The sequence below is a fragment of the Pseudomonas sp. RL_5y_Pfl2_69 genome (genome assembly GCF_963970465.1).
Classification (GTDB): Bacteria; Pseudomonadota; Gammaproteobacteria; order Pseudomonadales; family Pseudomonadaceae; genus Aquipseudomonas.
Genome location: NZ_CAXAOU010000002.1, coordinates 230,526 through 256,517, shown reverse-complemented (window position 1 = coordinate 256,517; position 25,992 = coordinate 230,526). Strand labels below are relative to the sequence as shown.

Sequence of the window (25,992 nt, the reverse complement as noted above, 5' to 3'; positions counted from 1 at the left end):
CAGCACTGTGGGAGCGGGCTTGCTCGCGATGGGGTCCGTGTGAACCAGAACCCTGTCGACCGATGAGAATCATTACCGTTCGTCGAGTGAGTTTTTACATTTCTTAAGATATATCTTAAGTTGTATCTAACTTAACGAGAGCGAAGAGAACATGAGCGAACATCATCCCCACCACCGCGAACATGGCGCGGGTCAAGACGGCTTCGAGAAACGCACCGGTCGCGAACGCGGCGGACGCGGACCCCGAGTATTCGCCCCAGGCGATTTGAAATTACTGCTGTTGGCACTGATTGCCGAACAGCCTTGCCACGGCTACGACCTTATCCGCCAGATCGAAGGCTTATTCGACGGCGCGTACAGCCCGAGCCCCGGCGTGATCTACCCCACCCTGACCTTCCTTGAAGAAAGCGAACTGATTCAGGGTGACGCTGAGGGTGGCAAAAAACGCTACTGCGTAACCGACCTTGGTCGCCAGTCCCTGAGTGATCAAGCCATTGCCCTGGACGGCGTGCGCATGCGCATCGATGTCAGCAAGCGCTCTTTGCGCGGCCATGATCGTCCCGCCGAGATTCACGAGGCTGTACACAACCTGCGCCATGCCTTGCAGATGCACCATGGTCGCTGGAGCTCCGAAGAAATCCTGCGGGTACGGGACTTACTCAACAACACCGCCAAAGCCATCGTCGATGGCCCTGTCACTGCCCAGCCTGCACAGGAGAACGCTAAATGAATGCTGCTACTCCCCAGACCATTCACCGTGTCATGCATGAAATCAAACGTCGCAAGCTTGAAGTGCTACGGGTCGTCGACCTGACCCCGCGCATGCGCCGTATTACCCTGGGTGGACCAGAGCTGGCGGGCTTCATCAGTCTTGGCAGCGACGATCACGTAAAGCTGTTTTTCCCGCAAACCGAGCAAGAGCTGGCAGCGCTGGAAAATCTGGAATTGAGTGCCGGTCTGAAAGGCAGCGTCATGGCGCCGATGCGCGACTACACCCCGCGCCGCTATGACTTGAACACCTTTGAACTGGACATCGACTTTGTACTGCACGGTGACGGCCCCGCTGCCACCTGGGCCGCTCAGGCCGAGCCTGGTCAGTACCTGCATATCGGCGGCCCAAGAGGCTCGATGGTAGTGCCGGACATCTTCGACAGTTATGTGCTGATCGGTGACGAAACCGCACTGCCTGCCATCGCCCGCCGACTGGAAGAGCTGCCCGCCAATCGCCGCGCCTTAGTGGTGGTCGAGGTGGAAAACGCCCTTGAGGAACAGCCCCTGCACAGTGCCGCGTCGGTCGAGGTGATCTGGGTACATCGCGATGTGCCTGGGCAGGACGTGCTCAAGACTGTTGCCGGATTAAGCATGCCTTCAGGAGAGCTCTACACCTGGGTTGCGACCGAAAGCGCGTTGTCGCGCAAGGTGCGCCGGGTACTGCTCGACACCCACGGTTTGAACGAAGAGTTCGTCAAGGCCGTGGGGTATTGGCGCCTGGAAGGTGGTGCTGAAGAGTAGGACTCACGGCAAAATTCGGTGGGAGCGGGCTTGCTCGCGATGCTAGCAACGGGGTTTGTCTGACCCGCCTGGTGAGGCTATCGCGAGCAAGCCCGCTCCCACAAAAGCCAGGCCGGGATCAGGCCCGTTGGCCCCTGTAACGGTCCACTGCCACCACCGCCAGCGCGACCGCAACAAATCCTGCCAGAATCCCGCCTGCATTGATAAACGCTTGCCCGTAGCCCAATTTCTCGACATCGATAAACGGATACGGGTACACACCCAACAGGTGCCCGCGCAGCAGGATGTAGGCGAAATACAAGACCGGGTACAGCATCCAGAGCCCTATATGGCTCACCCGCAACACCCCCTTCGGCACGTAAAACCACCAGTACAACGCAAACAACACCGGCATCACGTCATGCAATAGTTCATTGGCCAACCATTGCCAGCCTTCAGGCTGCCAGAGCTGGCGCAGCAACAGGCTATATGCCGCCCCCACTACGATAATGCTGACGGCAATGCCGCTACTGACCCACGGCTGCAAGAAAAACGTCCTGCCCTTTGAGCTGCGGGCGTCTGCGGCATACGTCAACACGCAGGCGGCAAGGGTGTTGGTCAAAATGGTGAAAAAGCTGTAATAGCTCACCAGCCCGCCCACCACATTCGCTCCGCTCATCCAGCGGGCGAACAGCACCAGCTCAAGCTGAATGGCCAGGCCGCTCCAGCCCAGGATTGCCATCACGGTGCACAGCGTGCGTGACGCGACACTCATTGGCCGATCAAATTTCGCGTTTGGTACGGGCATATTTCACGTACAGCTTCTCGACCTTTTCCCGCGCCCACGGGGTTTTACGCAAGAACGTCAGGCTCGACTTGATGCTCGGGTCGCTCTTGAAGCAACGAATATCAATACGCTCGGCCAGCCCTTCCCACTCGTAATGCGCCACCAGCGCAGTGAGGATCTGTTCCAGCGTCACGCCGTGCAATGGGTTGTTGTTGGATTCAGTCATGCCGGGCCTTTAAAGCAATAGAGAGAAAGCCGCGCACCTTAGCCGAGCACCTGCTCAGGGGGAAGTGCATTCGGTACGGAGCAAGTCTAGCCGTGACCCGGCACCCAAATGAAAGTTCCGCTTGGACACCATTAAAGTGATGTTATATTGTAACTATAGCTTTCACTTCAAAGAGCGCTCAGCGCCGCTTTCATTCGTCACCTTGCCAAGGAACTTGCAATGTCCTCCCCTGCCTTCCCACGTCATCTACGACGTCTTCACCTGACACCGCTCGCCACCGCACTGCTGCTCGCCTCCCCTGCCTATGCCCTCGAACTGCAACCGCAGGTCATTACCGGCAACCCGTTGGGCAATAGCCAATCAGCGTCACCCACCACGGTGCTCGAAGGCGACGATCTGACCCTGCAACAGCAAGGCAGCCTGGGCGAAACCCTCAACAAACAGCCGGGTGTTTCTTCTTCCTACTTCGGCCCCGGCGCCAGCCGCCCGATCATTCGCGGGCTGGATGGCGACCGCATTCGCATCCTGCGCAACGGCGTTGGTGCATTGGATGCCTCGTCACTGTCTTACGATCACGCGGTGCCACTGGACCCGGTCAACGTTGAGCGCATCGAAATCGTGCGCGGCCCGGCGGCCTTGCTGTACGGCGGCAACGCCATCGGCGGCGTGGTCAACACCTTCGACAACCGCATCCCCACCGAAGCCATCGAAGGCATTCACGGCGCGGGCGAACTGCGCTACGGCGGCGCAGCCACCACCCGTAGCAGTGCCGGCAAACTGGAAGCCGGCGATGGCACCTTCGCCCTGCACCTGGATGCCAACGCTCGCGAATTCAATGACCTGAAAATCCCGGGTTATGCCCGTAGCCGTCATGCACCCGAAAGCGAAGATGGCGTCGAAAAGAAAGGCCGTTTAGGCAACAGCAACGGCCGCCAGGACGGCGGCGCAGTGGGCGGTTCCTACACGTGGGATGATGGCTACGCAGGTCTGTCCTACAGCACTTACGACGCCAACTACGGCTCACCGGCCGAGCAGGACGTGCGTATCCGCATGAAACAGGATCACTACGCGTTCGCCTCCGAGATACGCAACCTGCAGGGCCCTTTCAGCTCGCTGAAACTGGATGCCGGCTACACCGATTACGAACACCGCGAAATCGAGGGCGGCGAAGTCGGCACCACGTTCAAGAACAAGGGCTACGAAGCCCGCGTCGAAGCCCGCCATGTGCCGATCGGCCCGCTGGAAGGGGTGGTCGGCGCACAGGTCAATCGAAACGAGTTCTCGGCTCTGGGCGAAGAAGCCTTCGTGCCGCAGACCGATACCAACAGCGGCGCGCTGTTTATTCTCGAAGAGCTGCAAGCCACCGAGCGACTGAAACTCAGCCTCGGCGGGCGCCTGGAGCGCACCGTGGTCGACCCGGATGCCAAGGGTAATGAGCGCTTTTCTGCGGCCGACCGCTCCAAAAGTTTCACTGCAGGCAGCCTGTCTTCGGGCGCAGTGTTCACCCTTACTCCTGTCTGGTCGCTGGCCGCCACCCTGGGCTACACCGAACGCGCCCCGACGTTTTATGAGCTGTACGCCAATGGCGCCCACGTCGCCACCGGCACCTATGAAGTGGGCAGTGCCACTCTGTCGAAGGAAAAAGCCGTGTCCAGCGATCTGGCACTGCGCTTTGACAATGGCACCCACAAGGGCAGCGTTGGCGTTTTCTACAGCCACTTCTCCAACTACATCGGCCTGCTGGGCACAGGTCGTACGCTGAATGACGAAGGAGAACCCGACGCCGATGGTATTCCGGAATACACCTATTCCGGAGTTCGGGCACGCTTCACAGGCTTTGAAGCCAAAGATCACTGGAAGCTGGGGGAAAGCGCCTACGGCAAATTTGCTTTGGAGCTGTCCGGTGACTACACCCGGGCCATCAACCTCGATACAGGCGAAGCGTTGCCCCGTATTGCCCCGCTGCGCCTGAGCAGTGGCCTGCTATGGGAACTTGACCGCTGGCAGGCGCGTATTGACGTCGAGCACGCCAGTAATCAGGGCCGTGTGCCAGCCAACGAATCGGGGACCGATGGCTACACAACCCTGGGCGCCAGCGCCGGTTATCACTTCGATGTAGGCAGCAGCCAGTGGCTGGCGTTCGTCAAAGGCGACAACCTGACCAACCAGACCGTGCGCTATGCCAGCTCGATTTTGCGCGACATAGCACCCGCCCCCGGGCGCGGTATCGAGGTCGGCCTGCGCACCACGTTCTAAGCAAGCAACTCCCAACACACGACACAACCTGTGGGAGCGGGCTTGCCTGCGATGCAGACGCCCCGGTGTTCCTGCCGGACCGCGCCGAAGGTATCGCGAGCAAGCCCGCTCCCACACTGCTCCTGCCCTTCTGGCGTTTGCTGGCACCCCATTACCTGTCAACGTGGCACTCTGTGCTCAATACCGTCTTTGGTCGTAACTACCTGCCAACAGCACCGAACATGAGACAAAAAGCCCCTGAGGCGATGGGTCGCAGCACACTGTTACAGAATCAGAAATGATCCATGTCACTTAAAGTGCTGTTTCTAAACGTTTCAGGGCTTTATCATTTCCGCACAAAGGGCTGAAACGATTCATTCTCCCTTAAATCTGAAGTGCAAGCCCTGCCCCCAAAGACAGCGCTACCCACAGCCACAGCCATACCTATAAAGACTCGCATCTCGACTTATGTCCACACTCCTGAATATGCGCAAACACAGCGCGCTGCTTCCTGTTGCCGGGCAAAAAGCCCTGGCATTGATCGGCGGCATGACCGCTCTTGGCCTGGCCACCTGCGTGCAGGCAGCACCCGCTTTTGACTCCGACTCCAAGTGGATGCTCGGCGATTGGGGCGGCACCCGCAGCGAACTGGAAAAACAGGGCTATGCCTTCTCTCTCGATTACGTGGGCGAAGTGGGCTCGAACCTGCATGGCGGCTATGACCATGACCGTACGGCGCGCTACAGCGACCAGTTCGGCCTGGGCACGCACCTGGACCTGCAAAAAATTCTGGGCTGGGACGACGCCGAGTTCCAACTGACGATTACCCATCGCAGCGGCAACAACATCAGCAACGATCGCATCAACGATCCACGGGTTGGTGGCTTCACCTCGGCCCAGGAAGTCTGGGGCCGTGGTCAAACCACCCGCCTGACGCAGATGTGGTACCAGCAGAAGTTCTTTGATCAGAAGCTCGACATCAAGGTCGGCCGCTTTGGTCAGGGCGAGGACTTCAACAGCTTCCCGTGCGACTTCCAGAACCTGGCGTTCTGCGGCTCCCAGGTGGGCAACTGGGCTGGCAGCATCTGGTACAACTGGCCCGTCAGCCAGTGGGCACTGCGGGTCAAATATCACCTGACGCCCGAGCTGTACGCACAGGTCGGCGCCTATGAGCAAAACCCGTCGAACCTGGATCGCGGCAACGGATTCAAACTCAGCGGTAGCGGTACCCAGGGCGCGGTACTGCCGATTGAACTGGTATGGACGCCAAAAATTAATGGCCTGCCAGGGGAATACCGCGCGGGTTACTACTACAGTAATGCCAAGGCAACAGATGCTTACAAAGATGCCAACGGCCAGCCTGCCGCCTTGACGGGTGAAGCGTATCGCAGCAGTTCGAGCAAACACGGGATGTGGCTGGGCGTGCAACAACAACTCACTACCCGCGCCAGCGATCAGTCGAGGGGCTTGAGTGTGTTCGCCAATGCCACTATGCACGACAAGAAAACCAACGCCGTGGACAACTATGTCCAGGCAGGTGTCGTCTACAAAGGCGTGTTCGATGCGCGGCCCAAGGACGACATCGGCTTTGCAATGGCGCGGGTTCACGTCAATCCGGCTTATCGCAAGAATGCCCAGGCCACCAATCAGGCCCGTGCCGTCTACGACTTCGACAACCCGGCCTACCTGCCGCCTCAGGACACAGAGTACAGCGCCGAACTGTATTACGGCGTGCACGTCACAAACTGGCTGACCATTCGACCGAACCTGCAATACATCCGTCACCCGGGTGGCGTCAGCCAACTGGATGACGCGCTGATTGGCGGTCTGAAAATTCAAAGTTCGTTCTGACGAGCGGACTACGACGGCAACCTTGAAGGTTGCAATCAAACACCTATTTAGCTGATTCACTCCCGCGCCGGTTCGTCCTTTCAAGACACGCCCTCGCGGGAACACCTCTAACGTAACGGAGAACCACACTATGAGCACTGATGGTGCTTTCAGTCGAAGCCGCCTGCTACCGAGCCTTCTCGGTATCTTGCTGCTGCTAATGGGCCTGGCCATGTTGGCCGGGGGTATCAAACTGATCACGTTGGGCGGGTCGTGGTACTACCTGCTGGCCGGTATCGGTTTTGGCTTGTCGGGCGCGCTGCTGATTGCCGGGCGCCGTGCGGCACTGACGCTGTACGCGCTGGTATTGTTCGCCAGCACCGTGTGGGCACTGGTGGAAGTCGGTCTGGACTGGTGGCAACTGGTGCCACGCCTGGCCGTGTGGTTCGCCATCGGTATCGTTCTGCTGCTGCCTTGGTTCCGTCGCCCGGTTCTGCGCGGTCAGTCGGCACCTGTGGCTACCGGCGCGCTGAGCGTTGCCGTGGTATTGGCAGGCCTGGCAGCACTGGCCAGCCAGTTCACCAGCCCGGGTGAAGTCAAAGGCCAACTGGACCGTGATGCCGTACCTGGCATGACCAACACCGCACCGGCCATGCCGGAAGGTGACTGGCAGTCATACGGTCGTACCGCCTATGGCGACCGTTATTCGCCACTCAAAGAAATCACCCCGCAAAATGCCCACAAGCTGGTTCCAGCCTGGACATTCCGCACCGGTGACATTCCTGGTGAAGGCGATCCCGGCGAAACAACCGCCGAGAACACCCCGCTGAAAGTCAACGGCATGCTGTATGTGTGTACTCCCCACAGCCAGGTGATTGCCCTTGACCCGGATACCGGCAAGGAAATCTGGCGCTACGACCCGAAGATCAGCACTCAGAACGCTGAAAACTTCAAAGGTTGGGCACACATGACCTGCCGCGGCGTGACTTATCACGACGAAAACGCCTACACCAAAGCCAGCACTGAACAAAGCGCTGCCGAGCCTGCTGCTGCCACTTCGAGCAACTCGTGCCCACGTCGCCTGTTCCTGCCGACTGCGGACACCCGCCTGATCGCACTGAACGCCGACACCGGTAAAGTGTGTGAAGACTTCGGTGTGAACGGCGCGGTCGATCTGCGTCACAACATCGGTAACTTCGCACCCGGTGGCTACTACTCCACCTCGCCACCTGCCGTGACCAAAGACCTGGTTGTGATTGGCGGCCACGTGACCGACAACATCTCCACGGACGAGCCTTCTGGCGTGATCCGTGCGTACGACGTACGTACCGGCAAGCTGGTCTGGAACTGGGACAGCGGCAACCCGGAAAAAACCACACCGATTGCTGAAGGCGAAACCTACACCCGTAACTCGCCTAACATGTGGTCGATGTTCGCTGTCGACGAAGACCTCGGCATGCTGTACCTGCCGATGGGCAACCAGACGCCTGACCAGTACGGCGGCGACCGTACCGAAGATTCCGAGCGCTATGCCGCTGGCATCACCGCTCTGGACATCAACACCGGTAAAGTCCGCTGGTACCGTCCGCTCACTCACCATGACCTGTGGGACATGGACGTGGGTGGTCAACCGACCCTGATGGACCTCAAAACCGCTGATGGCGTGAAACCGGCTCTGCTGGCTTCCACCAAGCAGGGCAGCATCTACGTACTTGACCGTCGCACTGGCGAAGCCATCGTGCCGATCAACGAGATCCCGGCCCCTGGCGGCGCTGTAGAAGGCGACCACACCGCACCGACACAACCTCGTTCGGACCTGAACATGATCCCGCCGGTCCTGACCGAGCGTGACATGTGGGGTGTGACCCCGTTTGACCAGATGCTGTGCCGGATCCAGTTCAAATCCCTGCGTTACGACGGCATGTACACCCCGCCATCGCTGCAAGGTTCGATCGTGTATCCAGGCAACTTCGGCGTGTTCGACTGGGGTGGCATTTCGGTTGACCCGGTTCGTCAGATCGCGTTCCTGAACCCGAGCTACATGGCGTTCACCTCCAAGCTGGTTCCGCAGGCCGACGTGGCTGCAATGGGCCCGCGCAAAGGCGAAACTTCCGGCGTTCAACCGAACAAAGGTTCGCCTTACGGCGTGATCCTGGAGCCTCTGCTGTCGCCACTCGGCCTGCCTTGCCAGGCACCGGCGTGGGGTTATGTTGCTGCGGTCGACCTGACCAACAACAACCTGATCTGGAAACACAAGAACGGCACCGTGCGTGACAGCTCGCCGGTTCCAATTCCGCTGTCGATGGGCGTTCCAAGCCTGGGTGGCACATTCACCACGGCGGGTGGCGTAGCTTTCCTGAGCGGTACCCTTGACCAGTACCTGCGTGCTTACGATGTAAGCAATGGCAAAATGCTGTGGGAAGGTCGCCTGCCTGCTGGCGGCCAGACCACCCCAATGACCTACACCGGCAAGGACGGCACCCAATACGTGCTGGTCATGGCGGGCGGTCATGGCGGTCTGGGCACCAAAAAAGGTGACTATGTCATGGCGTTCAAACTGGCTGAGTAAGTTTTTCAGCGGGTTTTAAGAAAGGCGGCTATCGAGAGATAGCCGCCTTTTTTTGTGGGCGTTTTTCACTTAAAAACGCTCTCCCGGAATGATGCCTTTCCAAGCCTTGAACACCACGTGTAGTCGCTGCCGCAGGCTGCGATAAGGGCCCAAGGACCTTCAAACAGGGTCGCTGCGCAACCCGTCGCAGCCTCGCATCGCTCCTCAGCGGCTACACGCCAATTGACCATGAAAATCTGTTCACCATTGAAACCACTGGCACCGCGCCCCATCTAACACCCATACCCAATTGCGCAGGTGCCCCATGAGCGACCAGCAAGAATTTCCGGACAACACCACTGAGTACACCGATGTAGAACACTCCGAATCCGAACACCAACCCCACTCAGGCGGGACTGAGCTGGCATTGCCCGAGCAAAATCTGCCGGACAAGGTGTACATCATCCCGATTCACAATCGCCCGTTCTTCCCGGCACAAGTCTTGCCGGTCATCGTGAATGAAGAACCTTGGGCTGAAACCCTCGAATTGGTCAGCAAGTCACCTCATCACTCTCTGGCGCTGTTTTTTGTCGACACGCCACCTGAGGATCCTCGCCATTTCGACACCAAAAGCCTTCCGGAATACGGGACGCTGGTGAAGGTTCACCACGCCAGCCGCGAAAACGGCAAATTGCAATTCGTGGCCCAGGGCCTGACCCGCGTGCGCATCAGCATGTGGCTCAAGCATCACCGCCCGCCGTATCTGGTGGAAGTCGAATACCCGCAGCAGCCCAAGCAGCCCACTGACGAAGTCAAGGCGTACGGCATGGCGCTGATCAATGCGATCAAAGAGCTGCTGCCGCTCAACCCGCTGTACAGCGAAGAGTTGAAGAACTACCTCAACCGCTTCAGCCCCAACGACCCTTCGCCGCTGACCGACTTCGCGGCGGCGCTGACTTCGGCCACGGGCAACGAGCTGCAGCAAGTGCTCGATTGCGTGCCCATGCTCAAACGCATGGAAAAAGTACTGCCCATGCTGCGCAAGGAAGTCGAAGTCGCGCGGCTGCAAAAAGAGATTTCAGCCGAAGTTAACCTCAAGATCGGCGAACATCAGCGCGAGTTCTTCCTCAAGGAACAACTCAAGGTGATCCAGCAGGAACTGGGGCTGACCAAGGACGATCGCAGCGCCGATATCGAGCAGTTCAAGCAGCGGCTTGAAGGCAAGACGCTGCCAGCCCAGGCGCAAAAACGCATCGATGAAGAACTCAACAAGCTGTCGATCCTGGAAACCGGGTCGCCGGAATACGCCGTTACCCGCAATTACCTGGACTGGGCATCGTCAGTGCCGTGGGGCGTGTTCGGCCAGGACAAGCTCGACCTCAAGCACGCGCGCAAAGTGCTTGATGCCCACCATGCCGGGCTGGATGACATCAAAAACCGGATTCTCGAATTCCTGGCAGTGGGCGCTTACAAAGGCTCGGTGAGCGGTTCGATTGTGTTGCTGGTAGGCCCGCCGGGTGTGGGTAAAACCAGTGTCGGCAAATCGATTGCCGAATCCCTGGGGCGCCCGTTCTACCGTTTCAGCGTCGGCGGCATGCGTGACGAGGCCGAGATCAAGGGCCATCGCCGTACCTACATTGGCGCCCAGCCGGGCAAGCTGGTGCAGGCGCTCAAGGATGTTGAAGTGATGAACCCGGTCATCATGCTCGATGAGATCGACAAAATGGGCCAAAGCTTCCAGGGCGACCCGGCGTCAGCCTTGCTTGAAACCCTGGACCCGGAACAGAACGTCGATTTCCTCGATCATTACCTGGACCTGCGCCTGGACCTGTCCAAAGTGCTGTTCGTCTGTACGGCCAACACCCTGGACTCGATCCCCGGCCCGTTGCTCGACCGCATGGAAGTCATTCGCCTCTCGGGCTACATCACTGAAGAAAAGGTCGCGATCGCCAAGCGCCACCTGTGGCCAAAACAGCTGGAGAAGGCGGGCGTGTCCAAAAACAGCCTGAGCATCAGCGACAGTGCCCTGCGCGCAGTGATCGACGGTTATGCCCGCGAAGCCGGGGTGCGCCAGCTTGAAAAGCAGCTGGGCAAACTGGTGCGCAAGGCAGTGGTCAAGTTGCTGGAAGACCCGAAGGCTGTGATCAAGATCGGCCCCAAAGACCTCGAAGCGTCACTGGGCATGCCGGTGTTCCGTAACGAGCAGGTGATCAGCGGCACCGGAGTGATTACCGGCCTGGCCTGGACCAGCATGGGCGGCGCGACATTACCCATTGAGGCCACCCGCATTCACACCCTCAACCGCGGTTTCAAGCTGACCGGGCAACTGGGAGAGGTGATGAAAGAGTCTGCCGAAATCGCCTACAGCTATATCAGTTCCAACCTGAAACAGTTTGGCGGCGACCCCAAGTTTTTCGATGAAGCATTTGTGCACTTGCACGTCCCTGAAGGCGCCACGCCCAAAGACGGCCCGAGTGCAGGCGTCACCATGGCCAGTGCCCTGCTGTCTCTGGCGCGCAATCAGCCGCCGAAAAAAGGCATCGCCATGACCGGCGAGCTGACCCTGACCGGGCATGTTTTGCCGATCGGCGGTGTGCGTGAAAAAGTGATCGCGGCGCGCAGGCAAAAAATCAACGAGCTGATCTTGCCCGAACCTAACCGCGGTCACTTTGAAGAACTGCCCGATTATCTGAAAGAAGGCATCACCGTGCACTTTGCCAAGCGCTTTACCGATGTGGCCAAGGTGCTGTTTTAAAGGCTGTTTTTTGTAGCTGCCTGACCCCGGTGGGAGCGGGCTTGCTCGCGATGGCAGCAGCGTGGTTTGCCTGACAAGCTACGCTGCCTGCATCGCGAGCAAGCCGCTCCCACATTTTTTGCCTGCAACATGTCGTGTGAGATCTATTCTAGACACGTCTACTGTCATTTCTGACAGTAGACATCTGCACACTTTCTATCGTTAATAGAGCCCAATCACACAAAAATAACGCTGGAACCGACTATGCCACTTCATCATCCTGTGTATGAAAATCCGGATGTCCTCAGGCAGAACGAACCAGGGCAAAAGGTTTTCAACCCTAGAACCCGGGGAGAGCTCAAGGCCGAGTTGCTCGACCGCCCAGCTTTTACTGCCCAGGAAATGACATTCGCCAGCAGCCAAAAGAAAATTGTCATCACGGCCGAGTTCGATGACTTCGGCTCAACCCGCTATCGCGCTGTGACCCTGACCCTGGACATCAATATCCAGTCCGGCATTTATGGGTTTAAAAAAGACGAACACGGCCCCATCAAATCGATGTCCTACATCGAATGCATTGAAGTCGATGGCCGCCAGGTTTATCACTTGAACCAGGCCGACGTCGGCACCTTGCACCTGAGCGTGGTCGAGAGTTGCTACAGCGCACGGCTGTTCACAATGGAAGGCCTGGACCACAACGGCAACAGCATGGAAATGAGTGGCGATTTCACCATCAGCCCACCCCATGCCTGTCTCTGACCGGTAGCCGACAAATGGCGCAGCCTCCGTCATGGGTTATGCTGAGCCATTGTGTTTGTCTGACCGGAGCCTTCAATGCTTTCTGCACGCCTTATCCCTCTGCTTGGCCTCAGCCTGCTGGCGGCCTGCGCTCAACAGCCTGCACATAACGTTACTGTCGAATCACAAAGTGATTGCCCCAAGCAACTGCACGTAGGGCAGCATCTGATTGTGTCCCTGCCCAGCAACCCCACCACCGGTTATCGCTGGGCCATTCAGGACTCCGCGGGCGGCGTACTGCGCAGCCTGGGCCCGGAGGTCTACACAAGCAGCGACGATGGCCAGCTGCTGGGCAGTGGCGGGCTCTCGACCTGGCGCTTCCAGGTGTTTGCCGCAGGCAGCGGGCGCCTGCGCCTGACCTCGCAACAGCCATGGGAGCCCGAAGCCGAACCCGCACACGTATTCGACTGCGCGATCACGGTGAACTGATATGACGTGGCTGATCCTGGCGGTGATCGGCGCGGGCACTTACCTCTACGGTTTGAGCACCCATGACACGTTGCTCTGTTTACTGAGCAAACCGGTGCCCGTGCTGATGCTGCTCGGCTGGCTACAGGACACCCCGGCCAGCCCGTATCGACGCTGGGTCAGCATCGGCCTGCTGTTTTCCGTGCTGGGTGACATTCTGCTGGCATGGCCCCAAGACCTGTTTGTCTTTGGCCTGGGCGCGTTTCTGTTCGCCCACCTGGCCTATCTCAAGGCCTACCTTGTGGACTGCCGCCGTCCGGCCTTGTTGCCTTTGGGGCTGGCGCTGCTTGCCGGAGGCAGCTTATTGACCGTAATGGCCTCCAGGGGCCTTGGGGATTTGCTGATCCCGGTGTGTGTCTACGCCCTGGCCATCAGCGCCATGCTGTGGCGCGCCCTCGCCCGCCTGGGCACCCACGTACCCGGGCGCTCGGCCTGGCTGGCAGCCGCGGGCGCGGTGGCGTTCGTGGTCTCGGACAGCCTGATTGGCATCGACCGCTTCGTGCTGCCTTTCAGCGCAGCGCCCTACCTGATCATTCTCACTTACTGGCTCGGCCAATGGGGCATTGGCGCCTCAGTGCGTTCACAGAGCAGTCGCTGAACGGTTTATCAGACAGAGCGCGCATCCAGGCGCTAACTTGGCTAAAATGCCGCCCCTTTAAAATTTCCCATCGCCGGAACCGCCGTGAGCAAAGAACCCGACCGTATTTTCGCCCAGCCCCTGGCACAGGTGCCGGACTTCGCCTTCAACGAAGACGTGGTGCGGGTGTTCCCGGACATGATCAAGCGCTCGGTGCCCGGCTACCCGACGATTGTCGAAAACCTCGGCGTGCTCGCGGCACAATTTGCCCAGCCCAACAGCGTCCTGTACGACCTGGGCAGTTCGCTGGGTGCGGTGACCCAGGCCCTGCGCCGACACGTGCGCACCGAAGGCTGCAAGGTCATTGCGGTAGACAACTCGGCGGCGATGGTCGAGCGGTGTCGCGAATACCTCAATGGGCAGAACTCGATGTTTCAGGAGTTGTTGCCCGTTGAAGTGATCGAAGGTGACATCCTGGCGCTGGAATTTGAGCCCGCGTCAGTGGTTGCGCTGAATTTCACCCTGCAATTTATCGCCCCCGATGAGCGCCTGGCGCTGCTTGGACGGATTCGACAGTCGCTGCTGCCGGGCGGCGCCTTGATCCTCTCGGAAAAACTGCGCTTCAGTGATCCCGAAGAGCACGCGCTGTTGACCGAGCTGCACGTTGCCTTCAAACGTGCCAATGGCTACAGCGATCTGGAGATTGCGCAAAAGCGCAGTGCCATCGAAAACGTCATGAAGCCCGACAGCCTCGAAGAACACCGCGAGCGCCTGCTGGCGGCCGGGTTCTCGAAAGTCGTGCCGTGGTTCCAGTGTCTTAACTTCGCCTCGTTGATTGCCTTGCCATGATTGATCTGTCCCCACTTGCCCGGCGTCTGGCCGGCACTCCATTGGCTGAATGGGCCAACACCCTGCAGGCCCAGCTCGACGTCAAAATGGAGAAAGGCCACGGCGATCTGGAGCGCTGGCAAAGCGCGCTGGATGCGTTGCCCAACGTCAAACCCAGTGAAATCGACCTGCTTGACGGCCTGACCCTGGACACCGATTGCGACGACGAAACCCGTGCGCAGATGCGCCAGGCGCTGATGGGCCTGTCGCCGTGGCGCAAAGGCCCGTTCGACCTGTTTGGTGTGCACGTTGATACCGAATGGCACTCGGACTGGAAATGGTCACGCGTTGCCCCCCATATCGACCTCAAGCACAAGCGCATCCTCGATGTGGGTTGCGGCAACGGGTACTACATGTGGCGCATGCTCGGCGCCGGTGCTCACAGCGTGATCGGGGTTGACCCCAACTGGCTGTTTTTCTGCCAGTTCCAGGCTGTACAGCGGTTCTTGCAGCAAGAGGCCGCGTGGCACTTGCCCTTCCCGTTCGAAGACCTGCCGCCGAACCTCGAAGGCTTCGACACGGTGTTTTCCATGGGCGTGTTCTACCATCGTCGTTCGCCCATCGAGCATTTGCTGGCATTGAAAGACTGCCTGGTCAAAGGCGGTGAGCTGGTGCTGGAAACCCTGGTGATTGAAGGCGATGTGAATCAGGTGCTGGTGCCTGAAGACCGTTACGCACAGATGCGCAACGTGTGGTTCCTGCCTTCGATTCCGGCGCTTGAGCGCTGGCTGCGCCGTGCTGGTTTCAGCGACGTGCGCTGCGTGGACGTGAGCGTCACCACGGTCGAGGAACAGCGCGCGACCGAGTGGATGAAGTTCCAGTCACTGAGCGACTACCTTGACCCCAACGACCACAGCAAAACCATCGAAGGCCTGCCTGCGCCGATGCGGGCGGTGATCATCGCGAAGAAATAACCACGACCTGTGGGAGCGGGCTTGCTCGCGATAGCATCACCGCGCGAATCCAGATTGACCGCGCCGTCTGCATCGCGAGCAAGCCCGCTCCCACAGGTTGGGTGGTTGATGTCCCTAGGATTTCGCTCTTCTGGCCTTGAAGAACTCGCTCAAGACCGCCCCGCACTCTTGCGCCAATACCCCGCCTTCAAACACTACCCGGTGGTTGAGAAAGCCCTGGGTAAAGAACTGCCCCTGACTTTGCACAATCCCGGCCTTGGGCTCCAGCGCGCCATACACCACCCGCGCCACCCGCGAATGCACGATCAGCCCCGCACACATGCTGCACGGCTCAAGTGTCACGTACAGCGTGCTGCCCGGTAGCCGATAGTTGTTTACGGCTGTGGCGGCGTCACGGATGGCAACCATCTCGGCATGGGCGCTGGGGTCGCTGCCGCTGATCGGGCAATTGAACCCGCGACCGATAATTTCACCGTTTTGCACCAGCACCGCACCCACCGGCACTTCACCCAGGGCTGCTCCCTGGGCGGCCAGGGCCAGCGCTTCGCGCATAAAGTCTTGATCGCGACTGCGGTCGATGATCTGGGGTTGACGCCCTTGTCGCATCAGGAAACCTCAATAGCGGCCATCAGGCCGGTTTCCATGTGGTCAATCACATGGCAGTGGAACATCCACACCCCGGGATTATCCGCCACCAGCGCCACGCGGGCACGCTCGTTTTTGCCCAACAGGTAAGTGTCGGTGAAGTACGGAATGATCTTTTTGCGGTTGGACGCCAGCACCTTGAAGCTCATGCCGTGCAAATGGATCGGGTGCTGGTACTGGGTCATGTTCTTGAGCTCAAAGATGTAGCTCTGGCCCAGTTTGAGCCTGGCAATGGGACGGTCGGCACAGGTCTTGTCCTTGATGTCCCAGGCAACACCATTGATCTGCCACAAGCTGGGTGGCTGATCGGGGCCCAGGTCCTCGGACACCGAACCGACCCATTCAAAGTTGAAGTTGATCTTCTCGGCGCTGGCAACGTCGGGCTCGGCAATCGGGTTGGCCGGCAATGCCGGCGGCCACGGCGTCGGTGCATCATTGCTGGCGACCGAGCGCAAGGTGCCCAAGCGTACCGGGCCATCACGCAACGACAGCTCCTCGCCCGCAGCCGGGGCCTTGATGCCCAGGCAAATACGCATGCCGGGGCCCAGCCAGTAATCCTTGCCCAACGGCCTTGGCTCGACGGGATTGCCGTCCAGCGCATAGATCATGGCTTCGGCGCCGGGAATATTCAGGCGGTAGGTCAGCGTGTTGTCGAGGTTGAGGATGCGCACGCGAGTGATCTGCCCGGCCGGCAACTCAATGGTCGGCACATGGCTGCCATTGATCGTCGACAGTCGCCCCGCCGTACCGCCACGCGCCGCTTCGCGGGTAATGCTGAACGGCAGGAAGCCGCCCTCTTCATCCACATGCCAGTTCTTGATGCTCAGGGTGCGTTCGTGCTTGAAACCGGTGGGCTCGCGCTCTTCAACGATCAGTGGCCCGACCAGGCCACGACCCAACTCTTCGCTGCTGTTGACGTGCGGGTGATACCAGTAGCTGCCCGCATCCGGCACCCGGAACTTGTAATCGAAATATTCACCGGGCAGTACCGGCAATTGGGAGACGTAAGGCACGCCGTCCATTTCCAGCGGCAGGCGGATGCCGTGCCAGTGGATGGTGGTGGCGACCGGCAGATGGTTGATAAACCGCACCCGCAGCCATTCGCCCTGGCGTACCCGCAACTCGGTACCGGGTGCCGAAGGGCCGAAGGCCCAGGCCTGGGTCTGATGACCGGGCACCAGCTCGACATCCAGTGGAGCGGCAATCAGCTCGTAATCGTGACCTGCGTTTTCGGCAGCCACCTTGCCCAGCCAGTAACGCGAAGCGCCTCCTGCGCCAACACCCACCACTACCAGGCCGGCCAAACCACCGAGTATTTGTCGACGGGTAAAGGACATGGATTCAACTACCTCTCGTATCCGGCGCGGACGTGAAGCCCGCAAAAGGCGAATACGATACACCTGCAATTGCGAAACAGTAAGGGCGGGGTGGCGAAGGGTCACAGTTGCCAGGCAAACACACACCCTGTGGGAGCGGGCTTGCTCGCGATTGGATCGCTGCGGTGTGACAGGTACACCGCAGCGCTGTCATCGCGAGCAAGCCCGCTCCCACCTATGGGCCGTGGGCCCGGGTTTACAACCCCACCACCAAATGCACCAGACCGCCCGGCAGGCTCAGGATCCCCGGTACGCCCGCAGCGCGCAGAGCCTGTGGGTCCATGCGCGTGACATCCGCCAGCTCCACGCGGATACGGGTCAAGGCCACCCGCTGCCCGGACTTGACGTTACGAGCACCGCCGAGCGCCGCCAATACGGCTTCGTCCAGAATCGATGCCGACTGGCCTGGTTCATCAGCCACCAGATCAGGGGTCAGGGCTTTCCAGAATGCTTTTTGCATTTTATCGAACATGTTCAGTACTCCAACGCAGTCATGGGCTGCACCCGTGGTTGCAATGCCGCTCTCACCTGCTCGGCACTTTCCAGCCCCAGCACCTGCTGCGCCAGAGTTTGGCACGCCGAGAACTCAAGCTCGCGAACCCGGGCCTTGATCGTCGGAATCAACGGCACGCTCACTGACAACTCATCAACCCCCAGCCCCAGCAACACCGGCACCGCCACCGACTCGGAGGCCAGCGCACCGCACACGCCAACCCATTTACCATGAGCGTGGGCAGCCTTGACGGTGCTGGCGATCAAGCGCAATACCGCCGGATGCAGGCTGTCCGCCTGGCTGGCCAGACGCGGGTGGTCACGGTCCATCGCCAGGGTGTACTGGGTCAGGTCGTTGGTGCCAATCGAGAAGAAGTCGACCAGCGGCGCAAACAGATCAGCCATCAAGGCCGCCGCCGGCACTTCGATCATGATCCCAAGCTTTGGCAGTGTGCTGATCCCCTGCGCCAGCGCCTGTTCTTCGAGCATCTGGCGGGCCATGCGCAGTTCAGATAACTGGGTGACCATCGGCAACATGATGTGCAACCGGGTCAGGTCGGCACTGGCCAGGATCGCGCTCAACTGTTCACGCAGCAGGTGTGGACGTTCCAGGCACAGACGAATCCCGCGCATACCCAAGAATGGATTGGCCTCGTGCTCCATCGGTACGTAGGCCAGCGGTTTGTCGCCGCCCACATCCAGTGTGCGCACCACCAGATTGTGTTCTGTACCCACGGTGCGGGCGATAGCGCTGTAGGTGGCTACTTGCTCGTCGTGGCTGGGGGGGCTGTTGCGCTCCAGATACAAAAATTCGGACCGTAACAAGCCCACCCCTTGCGCTCCAAGGGCCACAGCCTGCTCGGCCTCGGCCAGGGACGCGATATTGGCGCTGACCTCAACATGCCGCCCGTCCCGGGTGCAGGCCGCCAGAGTGGCCTGTTGCAGGTCCCGTTGCTGACGCTCGTGCTGCCGGGCACGCTGGAGAGTGAGCTGCTGGATGCGTTCAGGGTCCGGGTGCAGGTGCAACTCTGCCCGATCAGCATCGAGCAGGACCGGGGTGCCATTGGCCAGCGCCAGCACCTGGGGCAGCATCCCGCACATCGCGGGCAAGCCCAGCGCCCGGGCCAGAATCGCAACATGGCTGGTGGCGCCCCCGCCGACGGTGGCAAAGCCCGCCACTTTACGGGTATCCAGCGAGGCGGTCTGGGACGGGGTCAGTTGTTCGGCAATCAGGATGGCGTGGTCGGGTAATTCCAGGGCATGGTCCTGCACGCCCAGCATGAGCTTGAGCACCCGCTGGCCAACGTCTTCCAGATCCAGCGCGCGCTCGGCCAGCAAGTGGCTGCCCAGTCCCTTGAACAGTGTCGAAGTGGCCTGCGTGGCGCTTTGCCAGGCGAAAGCTGCGCTCTTGCCCTGCTCGATCAGCCCAAACGCCTGCTCCAGCAAACCCAGGTCTTGAAGCAGCTCTTGATGCGCCTTGAAAATGTCGGCCTGAGCCTTGCCCGGGGCATTGTCACACAGGGTTTTCAGCGCGTGGGCGGCCTCTGCAAGCCCCTGCTCCAAATGGTCGCGCTCGAGGGCGGGATGCGGCGCGAACTCCGTAATCTGCAGCGCGCTTTCGTTGAGCTGCACCACATGACCGAAGGCCGAGCCCGGTGAAGCGCAAACCCCGCGCAACACATCGGTTGCAGCCTGCTCAGACGCGACCGCTGGCGACAGCTCGACCGGCATTGCCGCAACCGTTTCGCCGCAACCGGACGCCAGCAGCTCGGACAACACCTTGAGGGCTTGATCGGCATCGGCGCCAGCGGCGCTGAGGTAAACACTGTCACCGTGCACCGTCTGCAAGGCCATGATCGCTATCAGCGACTTGGCGTTGGCGCTGTCACCCTGCTTGTGCAGATGGATGGTTGACGCAAAGCCTTTCGCCGCCTGGGCGAACACCGCTGCGGGACGGGCGTGCAGGCCGTTGGCATTGGGCAAGGCCTGGGGCGCTGAACGGTGTGCCGCCGTGCTCAGATCGTCTGCCACGGCCACGGCTTCAGCCTGCGCCAGTTGCACGCTCAACACCGGCTGGCCACTTTCAACCAGATCGCGGCCCGCCCCCAGAGGAACAAAGGTTTCGCCGCTCACCACCAGCATCAACGTCAACAGGCTGCGGGCATGCAGCGCGATGTAGTCCGCATCGAACTCGATCAGCGCCTGCCCCGCAGTCACCTGCTGGCCTTCCTCGACCAGCGCGGTGAACCCCTTGCCGCCCAGACTCACTGTATCCAGCCCGATGTGCAGCAATACCTGCACGCCATTGTCGCCCGTGATGCTGACCGCGTGCCCGGTGTGCTGCAGGTTGCTGATCACTCCGGCCAGCGGCGCGCAGAGCACCTGCGACGTTGGGTCGATACACAGGCCGTCGCCAATCAGGCGACTGGCAAATACCGGGTCAGGCACGTTATCCAGCGCCATCAGCACACCGGACAGTGGCGCCAGCAATTGGAGTTGTTGGGATGTGACCATGACTTCACCTGCAGTTGATTCGGTTAAATGCCGATGGAGCACGAGCTCCGACAGCCCGCTTATTTCCACCAGTATTCGACTTGCAAACCGGCATTTGAGCCGTGCCGCGCCGTGCCGAACGCGCCGGTATCGGACAAGGCCGAGCCCGCGTCCAGCTCATTGGCCGCCCGTTGTGCGGCAGCGTTCCAACTGGCATAGGTGTAGTACAAGCGCACTTCAGGCCGCGTCCAGAAGCCCGGCCCCTTGGGCGACCAGGTAGGCGCGAAGGTGAACTTGCTCAGCTTGCGCGTACCGTCTGCAGCCTTGACCTGATCATGCCCCAGCTCGGTGACCAGCTTGAACTGCTCGCTGATTGCGTAGGCCGGGCGCACCCCCAGGGACAGCCATTCCTGATTGCCGCCGTCAGGGCGAAAATCCTTCTGATACACCGCCTCGATCTGCCCGCCGAAACGCGGCGTCACTTGCCAGTCAAAAAACTCGACGATGCGATAGCGCTTGCTGCTGTTATCCAGCCGAAAGTCACCGGTGTAACCCAGCCCGGTGCCGGAGCCTTCGCCATACTGCACGGCAAATTTGTTTTTGCCGCCCAGAAACTCGCTCTGTACATGCTGCGCTGTAATGGCCCAGCCGCTGTGGGCGTCGGTGCGCTCGGGCTTGTCCAGATAACTGAGGCCCAACTCCAGCTCGCCGCCGGGGTTGGTGTTGAAACCGGCCACGTTGAAGTCGTGACGGGTCACGTAGTTTTCCTGGTAGAGATTGTCTTTGCGCGACAGGGCGTAGCTGTATTTCAGGCCGCCGATGAGCACGTCTTCGACACCGGCACCGGTAGCGCTCTGGTTCCAGTAGTAGAAGTCAGAAATATGGATGTCGTTACGCTTGTAGTAGCGACGCCCGGCCCACAGCGAGCCGCCGTTGAGGCTCGGCAGGTTGGACCACTGCGCGTACAACTGCGGCAGGCGAGCCGCCCCGTTGTCGCCCTGAAAAGTCAGCTGACGGTCGTACTGGTTGTACAACGAAGCCATGCCATCGACGCTCAGCACCGAGCCGTCTTCGAAGCTGTACACGTCCTGGCGCAGTTCAAGCTCGGCGTACTGCTCACATTCATTGCCAAGCCGGTATTTGGCCTCGGCACCGGGCAGTTTGAAGCACGACTGCTTGCCGCCATTGAGCGAGTTGCCCACGCCACTGCGCAGGTAACCGGCGAACTCCAGTGCGCTGGCTGACAGTGGCGCCAGCAGGCACAGGCTGGCGATGCAAATGCTGTGGTTGAGTGAAGATTTCATGGGACGACCTTTTTTATTTTTATGTGATTACAGCCATATTTCTGTGGAATCCAGCTTCAGGTGTTCAGGTGCAGCACGAAAGACTCATACGGGCGCAGCGAGATGCTGCGACTGCGCACCGGGCAGTCGTCGTAGTTGCTGACCAGCAGCCGTTGGTCCATGCCCGCGTCAATCACGCCTTGCGGCAGTTCGATGGCGCAGGGTGTGCCGTAGAAGTTGTTGATCACCAGCAAACACTCGCCGTCACCCTGACGCAGATACGCCCACACCTGAGAGTGCTCAGGCAACAACAGGCGATACTCACCGTGTTGCAGCAATGGCTCATCGCGGCGCAAGGCGATCAAGTGCCGGTAGTGATGCAGTACCGACGACGAGTCATTGAGCTGATCTTCAACGTTGATGGCGTGTGCATTGGCGGGAATACCGATCCACGGTTCGGCACTGCTGAAACCGGCATTCGCCTGGTGATCCCATTGCATGGGAGTGCGGCTGTTGTCCCGCGACTTTTGCTTGATCGCGGCCATGCATTCATCGTGAGACGCGCCTGCTTCGCGCTTGAGTCGATAGATGTTCAGGGTTTCCACATCCCGGTACTGCTCGATAGCCTCGAACCCGGGATTGGTCATGCCAATCTCCTCGCCCTGATAGACATACGGCGTGCCTTGCAAACAATGCAGCGCGGTGGCGAGCATCTTGGCTGAGACCACTCGGTGTTCACCGTCATCGCCAAAGCGCGAGACCACACGCGGCTGGTCATGATTACACCAGAACAAGGCATTCCACCCTCCGCCCGCCTGCATGCCGACTTGCCAGTCCGAGAGGATGCCCTTGAGCTGCAAAAAATCGAAGTCGGCCCGTACCCACTTCTGCATGTTCGGGTAATCGACTTTCAGGTGATGAAAGTTGAAGGTCATCGACAGCTCTTTGCTCTCGGGTCGCGAGTAACGGATGCAGTGTTCAAGGCTGGTGGACGACATCTCGCCGACACTGACCAGATCGTGGCCCTCGAACACTTCGCGGTGCATCTCCTGCAAGTACTCGTGCACATTCGGGCCGTCGGTGTAGAAACGGCGCCCGTCGCTGTTGTCCTGGGGGAAGTGAGCCGGCTTGGAGATCAGGTTGATCACGTCCAGGCGAAATCCGCCCACGCCCTTGTCCCGCCAAAAGCACATCAGTTTGTACACTTGCGCCCGTACGTTGGGGTTGTCCCAATTGAGGTCGGCCTGGGTATGGTCAAACAGATGCAGAAAGTACTGGCCGGTTTGCGCCTCGTATTCCCAGGCCGAGCCGCCGAACTTGGATTCCCAGTTGTTCGGCTGGTCGCGCCAGATGTAATAGTCGCGGTACGGGTTGTCGAGGCTGCTGCGCGCCTGCTGGAACCACTCGTGTTCAATGGAGGTGTGATTGACCACGATATCGAGCATCAGCTTGATGCCCCGGGCCTTGGCCTCGCTGATCAGCAACTCGCAATCGGCCATGCTGCCGTAGCTCGGGTCGATGGCGTAGTAGTCGCTGATGTCATAGCCGTTGTCACGCTGGGGCGAGCGCAGGAACGGGGTCAGCCACAGGTAATCAACGCCCAGCCATTGCAGGTAATCGAGCTTGTCGACCACGCCCAGCAAGTCACCGGTCGGGTTGCCCGCGTGGCTGTAGAAGCTTTTTGGGTAGATCTGATAGATCACCGAGCGCTGCCAGTCTTGCATAAAAGAATCCTGCTCAATGGGCTCTGTAGTCGGTGCCGAAGGCTGCGAGCCGGTAAAAGTTCGACAGCTCGCAGCCTTCGGCAGCGACTACGGGATAGGGGTTTAAACGACGCGATAACCGGGACGAATGATTTTCAGGCTCAGGGCGCAAGTCAGGACAAACGGCACGACAATGGCCACCAGCATGCCGATCACAAACATCGGGATGTACTGCGGAATGATCGAGATAAAGCCCGGCAAGCCACCGACGCCAATGGCCGAGGCCTGGACCTTGTTCAGCGACAGGAAAATGCTGCCCAGGGCCGAACCGATCAGCGCCGCATAAAACGGGAATTTGTAGCGCAGGTTGATCCCGAACATCGCCGGCTCGGTGATGCCGAAATACGCGGATACCGCGGAGGTCGAGGCCATGCTGCGTTCACGCACATTGCGGCTCATGTAGAACACGCCCAGCGCGGCGCTGCCCTGGGCCAGATTGGACATGACGATCATCGGCCAGATAAACGTTCCGCCCTGAGTAGCAATCAGTTGCAGGTCAACGGCAAGGAACATGTGGTGCATGCCGGTGATCACCAGCGGTGCGTACAGCAGGCCGAAAATCATCCCGCCGAGCACCGGCGCCAGGTCAAACAGCATGACCACGCCTTCGGTGATCAGGATTCCGAGGTGGCGAGTCACCGGGCCAATGATTGCCAGCGCCAGCACGCCCGTGATGACGATGGTGGTGATGGGCACGACCAGCAGTTGAATGGCATTGGGTACCCGCGCCCGCAGCCATTTCTCGATCACGCTCATGACATACGCCGCCATCAGGATCGGCAGGATTTGCCCCTGGTAGCCCACCTTCTCGATCTGGAACAGGCCCAGGATGTTGAAGTACGGCAGGCTTTGACCGTCCAGCCCGGCCACGGCCTTGCCGTAGTTCCAGGCATTGAGCAGGTCGGGGTGGACCAGCATCAGGCCCAGCACGATGCCGAGAATTTCGCTGCCACCAAAACGCTTGGCAGCCGACCAGCCCACCAAAGCAGGCAAGAACACAAAGGACGTGTTGGCCATCAGGTTGATCAGGCTCCATACACCGTCCAGTGACGGGTAGGCATCGAGCAGGGTTTTGTCGGCAATGAACATGCCTTTGGCGCCCAGCAGGTTGTTAACCCCCATCAACAGGCCGGCAATGATCAGTGCAGGGAGGATGGGCATGAACACATCGGAGAACACCCGCACCAGACGCTGCATGGCGTTGGCCTTGTCGGCGCCCGTCTGTTTGACATCGGCGATGGTGGCTGCGGCCAGGCCGGTCTGTTCCCGCAGGGCGGCATAGACCTTTTCGACTTCACCGGGGCCGATCACCACTTGATACAGGCCGCCGGTAAAAAAGGAGCCTTTGACCAGATCGATCTGGTTAAGGGTTGCGCTGTCGACCCGGCTTGGATCCTTGAGCGCCAGACGCAAACGCGTGACGCAGTGTGCGGCCTGCTCAACGTTATCGGCGCCACCGAGGCTGTGCAGCAACTCGCTGGCGATCTTGGAATAGTCGTGGCTCATGCGTTGTCTTCCGCTTGAATTTTTATTATGGAGCGTCGTTTTGGCAGCACGCCGAAGCGAAAAATACTCGTCTGTACGAGTTAAAGCAACAACTGGTACAGACGAGTTTGCATTTTTTTACTTGCTCCCCCGGGGTCTGCACTTGCGCTGCCTACCCCCTGCCCTTAAGGTTCGGGCCCAGAGCCCCAACGGCATAGAGCCCTCGCCATGACTAAATACAATCAGATCTACACCGATCTGCTTGCCAGCATTACCACTGAACGCCTGGCCCGCGGCGCACGCCTGCCATCCGAAGCCGAGTTGATGACCCGTTATGACGCCAGCCGTGGCACGGTGCGCAAGGCCATCGAGCAACTTCAGGAACGCGGTTTTGCGCAAAAGATCCACGGCAAAGGCACTTTTGTGCTGTCATCCAGCCCGATCGAGTTTCAGCTGGGTGGCATTGTCAGCTTCCAGGAAACTTACCCGCGCCTGGGCGACAACGTCAGCACGGACGTCGTTGAATTCACGCAATTTGCGCTAATGGAGAGTGGGTTGTGCGAAAAGCTTGATGTGGAAGCAGGCAGCCTCATCACCCGAATCAAACGGGTACGCCGCATAGATGGCAAACGGGTGATCCTGGACATCAACCATTTCGTGAGCGACCTGATTCCGGGACTCAATCCTGACATTGCCCAGCACTCGATTTATGCCTACATCGAGCAAACCCTGAACCTGCAGATCAGCTATGCCCAGCGCACCATCGAAGCGGTGCCGCGCAGCAAGGACGATCAGCAGCATCTGGACCTGGACGGTCAGAGCCATGTCATCGTGGTGAGCAACCAGACGTTTCTGCAGGATGGGCGCCAGTTCGAGTACACCGAGTCGCGGCATACACTGGACAAGTTCTACTTTTCGGATGTGGCACGGCGCTAGAGCCAATCCGGCCTCACCCTCTC

Annotated in this window: 21 protein-coding genes; 12 read left to right on the top strand and 9 right to left on the bottom strand. The window is 59.8% G+C overall.

Annotation, left to right across the window (positions count from 1 at the left end; genetic code table 11):
• The first annotated feature begins 151 nt into the window (after positions 1-151).
• Positions 152-730: a PadR family transcriptional regulator gene (locus AACY07_RS04445; RefSeq protein WP_339473613.1), complete on the top strand. Its 579-nt coding sequence runs from the start codon at positions 152-154 to the stop codon at positions 728-730.
• Positions 727-1,512: a siderophore-interacting protein gene (locus tag AACY07_RS04440; protein ID WP_339473611.1), complete on the top strand. Its 786-nt coding sequence runs from the start codon at positions 727-729 to the stop codon at positions 1,510-1,512. The genes AACY07_RS04445 and AACY07_RS04440 overlap by 4 nt, the downstream gene beginning before the upstream one ends.
• A gap of 118 nt (positions 1,513-1,630) precedes the next feature.
• On the opposite strand, the gene AACY07_RS04435 is transcribed toward AACY07_RS04440, so the two are convergent.
• Complete coding sequence (locus AACY07_RS04435; protein WP_133075922.1) at positions 1,631-2,266, bottom strand: Pr6Pr family membrane protein; 636 nt, start codon at positions 2,264-2,266, stop codon at positions 1,631-1,633.
• A 7-nt stretch (positions 2,267-2,273) separates the two neighbouring features.
• On the bottom strand, positions 2,274-2,504 hold the full coding sequence (locus tag AACY07_RS04430; protein ID WP_019823597.1) for a VF530 family protein: 231 nt from the start codon (positions 2,502-2,504) through the stop codon (positions 2,274-2,276).
• Positions 2,505-2,723: 219 nt separating this feature from the next.
• Here AACY07_RS04430 and AACY07_RS04425 point away from each other — a divergent pair, with 219 nt between their 5' ends.
• The 9 genes from AACY07_RS04425 (at position 2,724) to cmoB (ending at position 15,496) form a co-directional block, all read left to right on the top strand.
• Complete coding sequence (locus tag AACY07_RS04425; protein ID WP_339473608.1) at positions 2,724-4,760, top strand: TonB-dependent receptor; 2,037 nt, start codon at positions 2,724-2,726, stop codon at positions 4,758-4,760.
• Between the two features lie 465 nt (positions 4,761-5,225).
• Positions 5,226-6,590 (top strand): carbohydrate porin, encoded by a 1,365-nt coding sequence (locus tag AACY07_RS04420; protein ID WP_133075982.1) that lies wholly within the window; start codon positions 5,226-5,228, stop codon positions 6,588-6,590.
• Positions 6,591-6,720: 130 nt separating this feature from the next.
• The gene (locus tag AACY07_RS04415; protein ID WP_339473606.1) at positions 6,721-9,138 is read left to right on the top strand and encodes a glucose/quinate/shikimate family membrane-bound PQQ-dependent dehydrogenase; all 2,418 of its coding nucleotides are present in this window, start codon (positions 6,721-6,723) and stop codon (positions 9,136-9,138) included.
• Between the two features lie 304 nt (positions 9,139-9,442).
• Positions 9,443-11,872, top strand: coding sequence for an endopeptidase La (gene lon / locus AACY07_RS04410; protein ID WP_133075925.1), 2,430 nt, complete (start codon positions 9,443-9,445; stop codon positions 11,870-11,872).
• A 243-nt stretch (positions 11,873-12,115) separates the two neighbouring features.
• On the top strand, positions 12,116-12,610 hold the full coding sequence (locus tag AACY07_RS04405) for a hypothetical protein (RefSeq protein WP_133075926.1): 495 nt from the start codon (positions 12,116-12,118) through the stop codon (positions 12,608-12,610).
• A gap of 75 nt (positions 12,611-12,685) precedes the next feature.
• Positions 12,686-13,078, top strand: coding sequence for a protease inhibitor I42 family protein (locus AACY07_RS04400; RefSeq protein ID WP_133075927.1), 393 nt, complete (start codon positions 12,686-12,688; stop codon positions 13,076-13,078).
• A 1-nt stretch (position 13,079) separates the two neighbouring features.
• On the top strand, positions 13,080-13,715 hold the full coding sequence (locus AACY07_RS04395; protein ID WP_339473603.1) for a lysoplasmalogenase: 636 nt from the start codon (positions 13,080-13,082) through the stop codon (positions 13,713-13,715).
• An 84-nt stretch (positions 13,716-13,799) separates the two neighbouring features.
• Positions 13,800-14,543, top strand: a complete 744-nt coding sequence (gene cmoA, locus AACY07_RS04390) for a carboxy-S-adenosyl-L-methionine synthase CmoA (protein ID WP_133075928.1) — start codon at positions 13,800-13,802, stop codon at positions 14,541-14,543.
• Positions 14,540-15,496, top strand: a complete 957-nt coding sequence (gene cmoB / locus AACY07_RS04385; RefSeq protein WP_219260842.1) for a tRNA 5-methoxyuridine(34)/uridine 5-oxyacetic acid(34) synthase CmoB — start codon at positions 14,540-14,542, stop codon at positions 15,494-15,496. The genes cmoA and cmoB overlap by 4 nt, the downstream gene beginning before the upstream one ends.
• A gap of 114 nt (positions 15,497-15,610) precedes the next feature.
• Here the strand turns inward: cmoB and tadA are convergent, their stop codons facing one another.
• The 7 genes from tadA to treP form a co-directional block, all read right to left on the bottom strand.
• Complete coding sequence (gene tadA / locus AACY07_RS04380; RefSeq protein ID WP_133075930.1) at positions 15,611-16,102, bottom strand: tRNA adenosine(34) deaminase TadA; 492 nt, start codon at positions 16,100-16,102, stop codon at positions 15,611-15,613.
• Positions 16,102-17,478 carry a multicopper oxidase family protein gene (locus AACY07_RS04375; protein WP_339473599.1) on the bottom strand — a complete coding sequence of 459 codons (1,377 nt, stop codon included), beginning with the start codon at positions 17,476-17,478 and terminating at the stop codon, positions 16,102-16,104. The genes tadA and AACY07_RS04375 overlap by 1 nt, the downstream gene beginning before the upstream one ends.
• A gap of 235 nt (positions 17,479-17,713) precedes the next feature.
• Positions 17,714-17,989 (bottom strand): PTS transporter subunit EIIB, encoded by a 276-nt coding sequence (locus tag AACY07_RS04370; protein WP_133075932.1) that lies wholly within the window; start codon positions 17,987-17,989, stop codon positions 17,714-17,716.
• A gap of 2 nt (positions 17,990-17,991) precedes the next feature.
• Positions 17,992-20,523, bottom strand: coding sequence for a phosphoenolpyruvate--protein phosphotransferase (ptsP, locus tag AACY07_RS04365; RefSeq protein WP_339473597.1), 2,532 nt, complete (start codon positions 20,521-20,523; stop codon positions 17,992-17,994).
• A gap of 59 nt (positions 20,524-20,582) precedes the next feature.
• Complete coding sequence (locus AACY07_RS04360; RefSeq protein ID WP_339473595.1) at positions 20,583-21,806, bottom strand: maltoporin; 1,224 nt, start codon at positions 21,804-21,806, stop codon at positions 20,583-20,585.
• Between the two features lie 56 nt (positions 21,807-21,862).
• Complete coding sequence (gene treC / locus AACY07_RS04355; protein WP_339473593.1) at positions 21,863-23,509, bottom strand: alpha,alpha-phosphotrehalase; 1,647 nt, start codon at positions 23,507-23,509, stop codon at positions 21,863-21,865.
• Positions 23,510-23,611: 102 nt separating this feature from the next.
• Positions 23,612-25,054, bottom strand: coding sequence for a PTS system trehalose-specific EIIBC component (gene treP / locus AACY07_RS04350; protein ID WP_326425393.1), 1,443 nt, complete (start codon positions 25,052-25,054; stop codon positions 23,612-23,614).
• A gap of 207 nt (positions 25,055-25,261) precedes the next feature.
• Here treP and treR point away from each other — a divergent pair, with 207 nt between their 5' ends.
• A complete protein-coding gene (treR, locus tag AACY07_RS04345; protein WP_339473591.1) occupies positions 25,262-25,969 on the top strand; it encodes a trehalose operon repressor in 708 nt (235 codons plus the stop codon).
• The last annotated feature ends 23 nt before the right edge of the window (positions 25,970-25,992 follow it).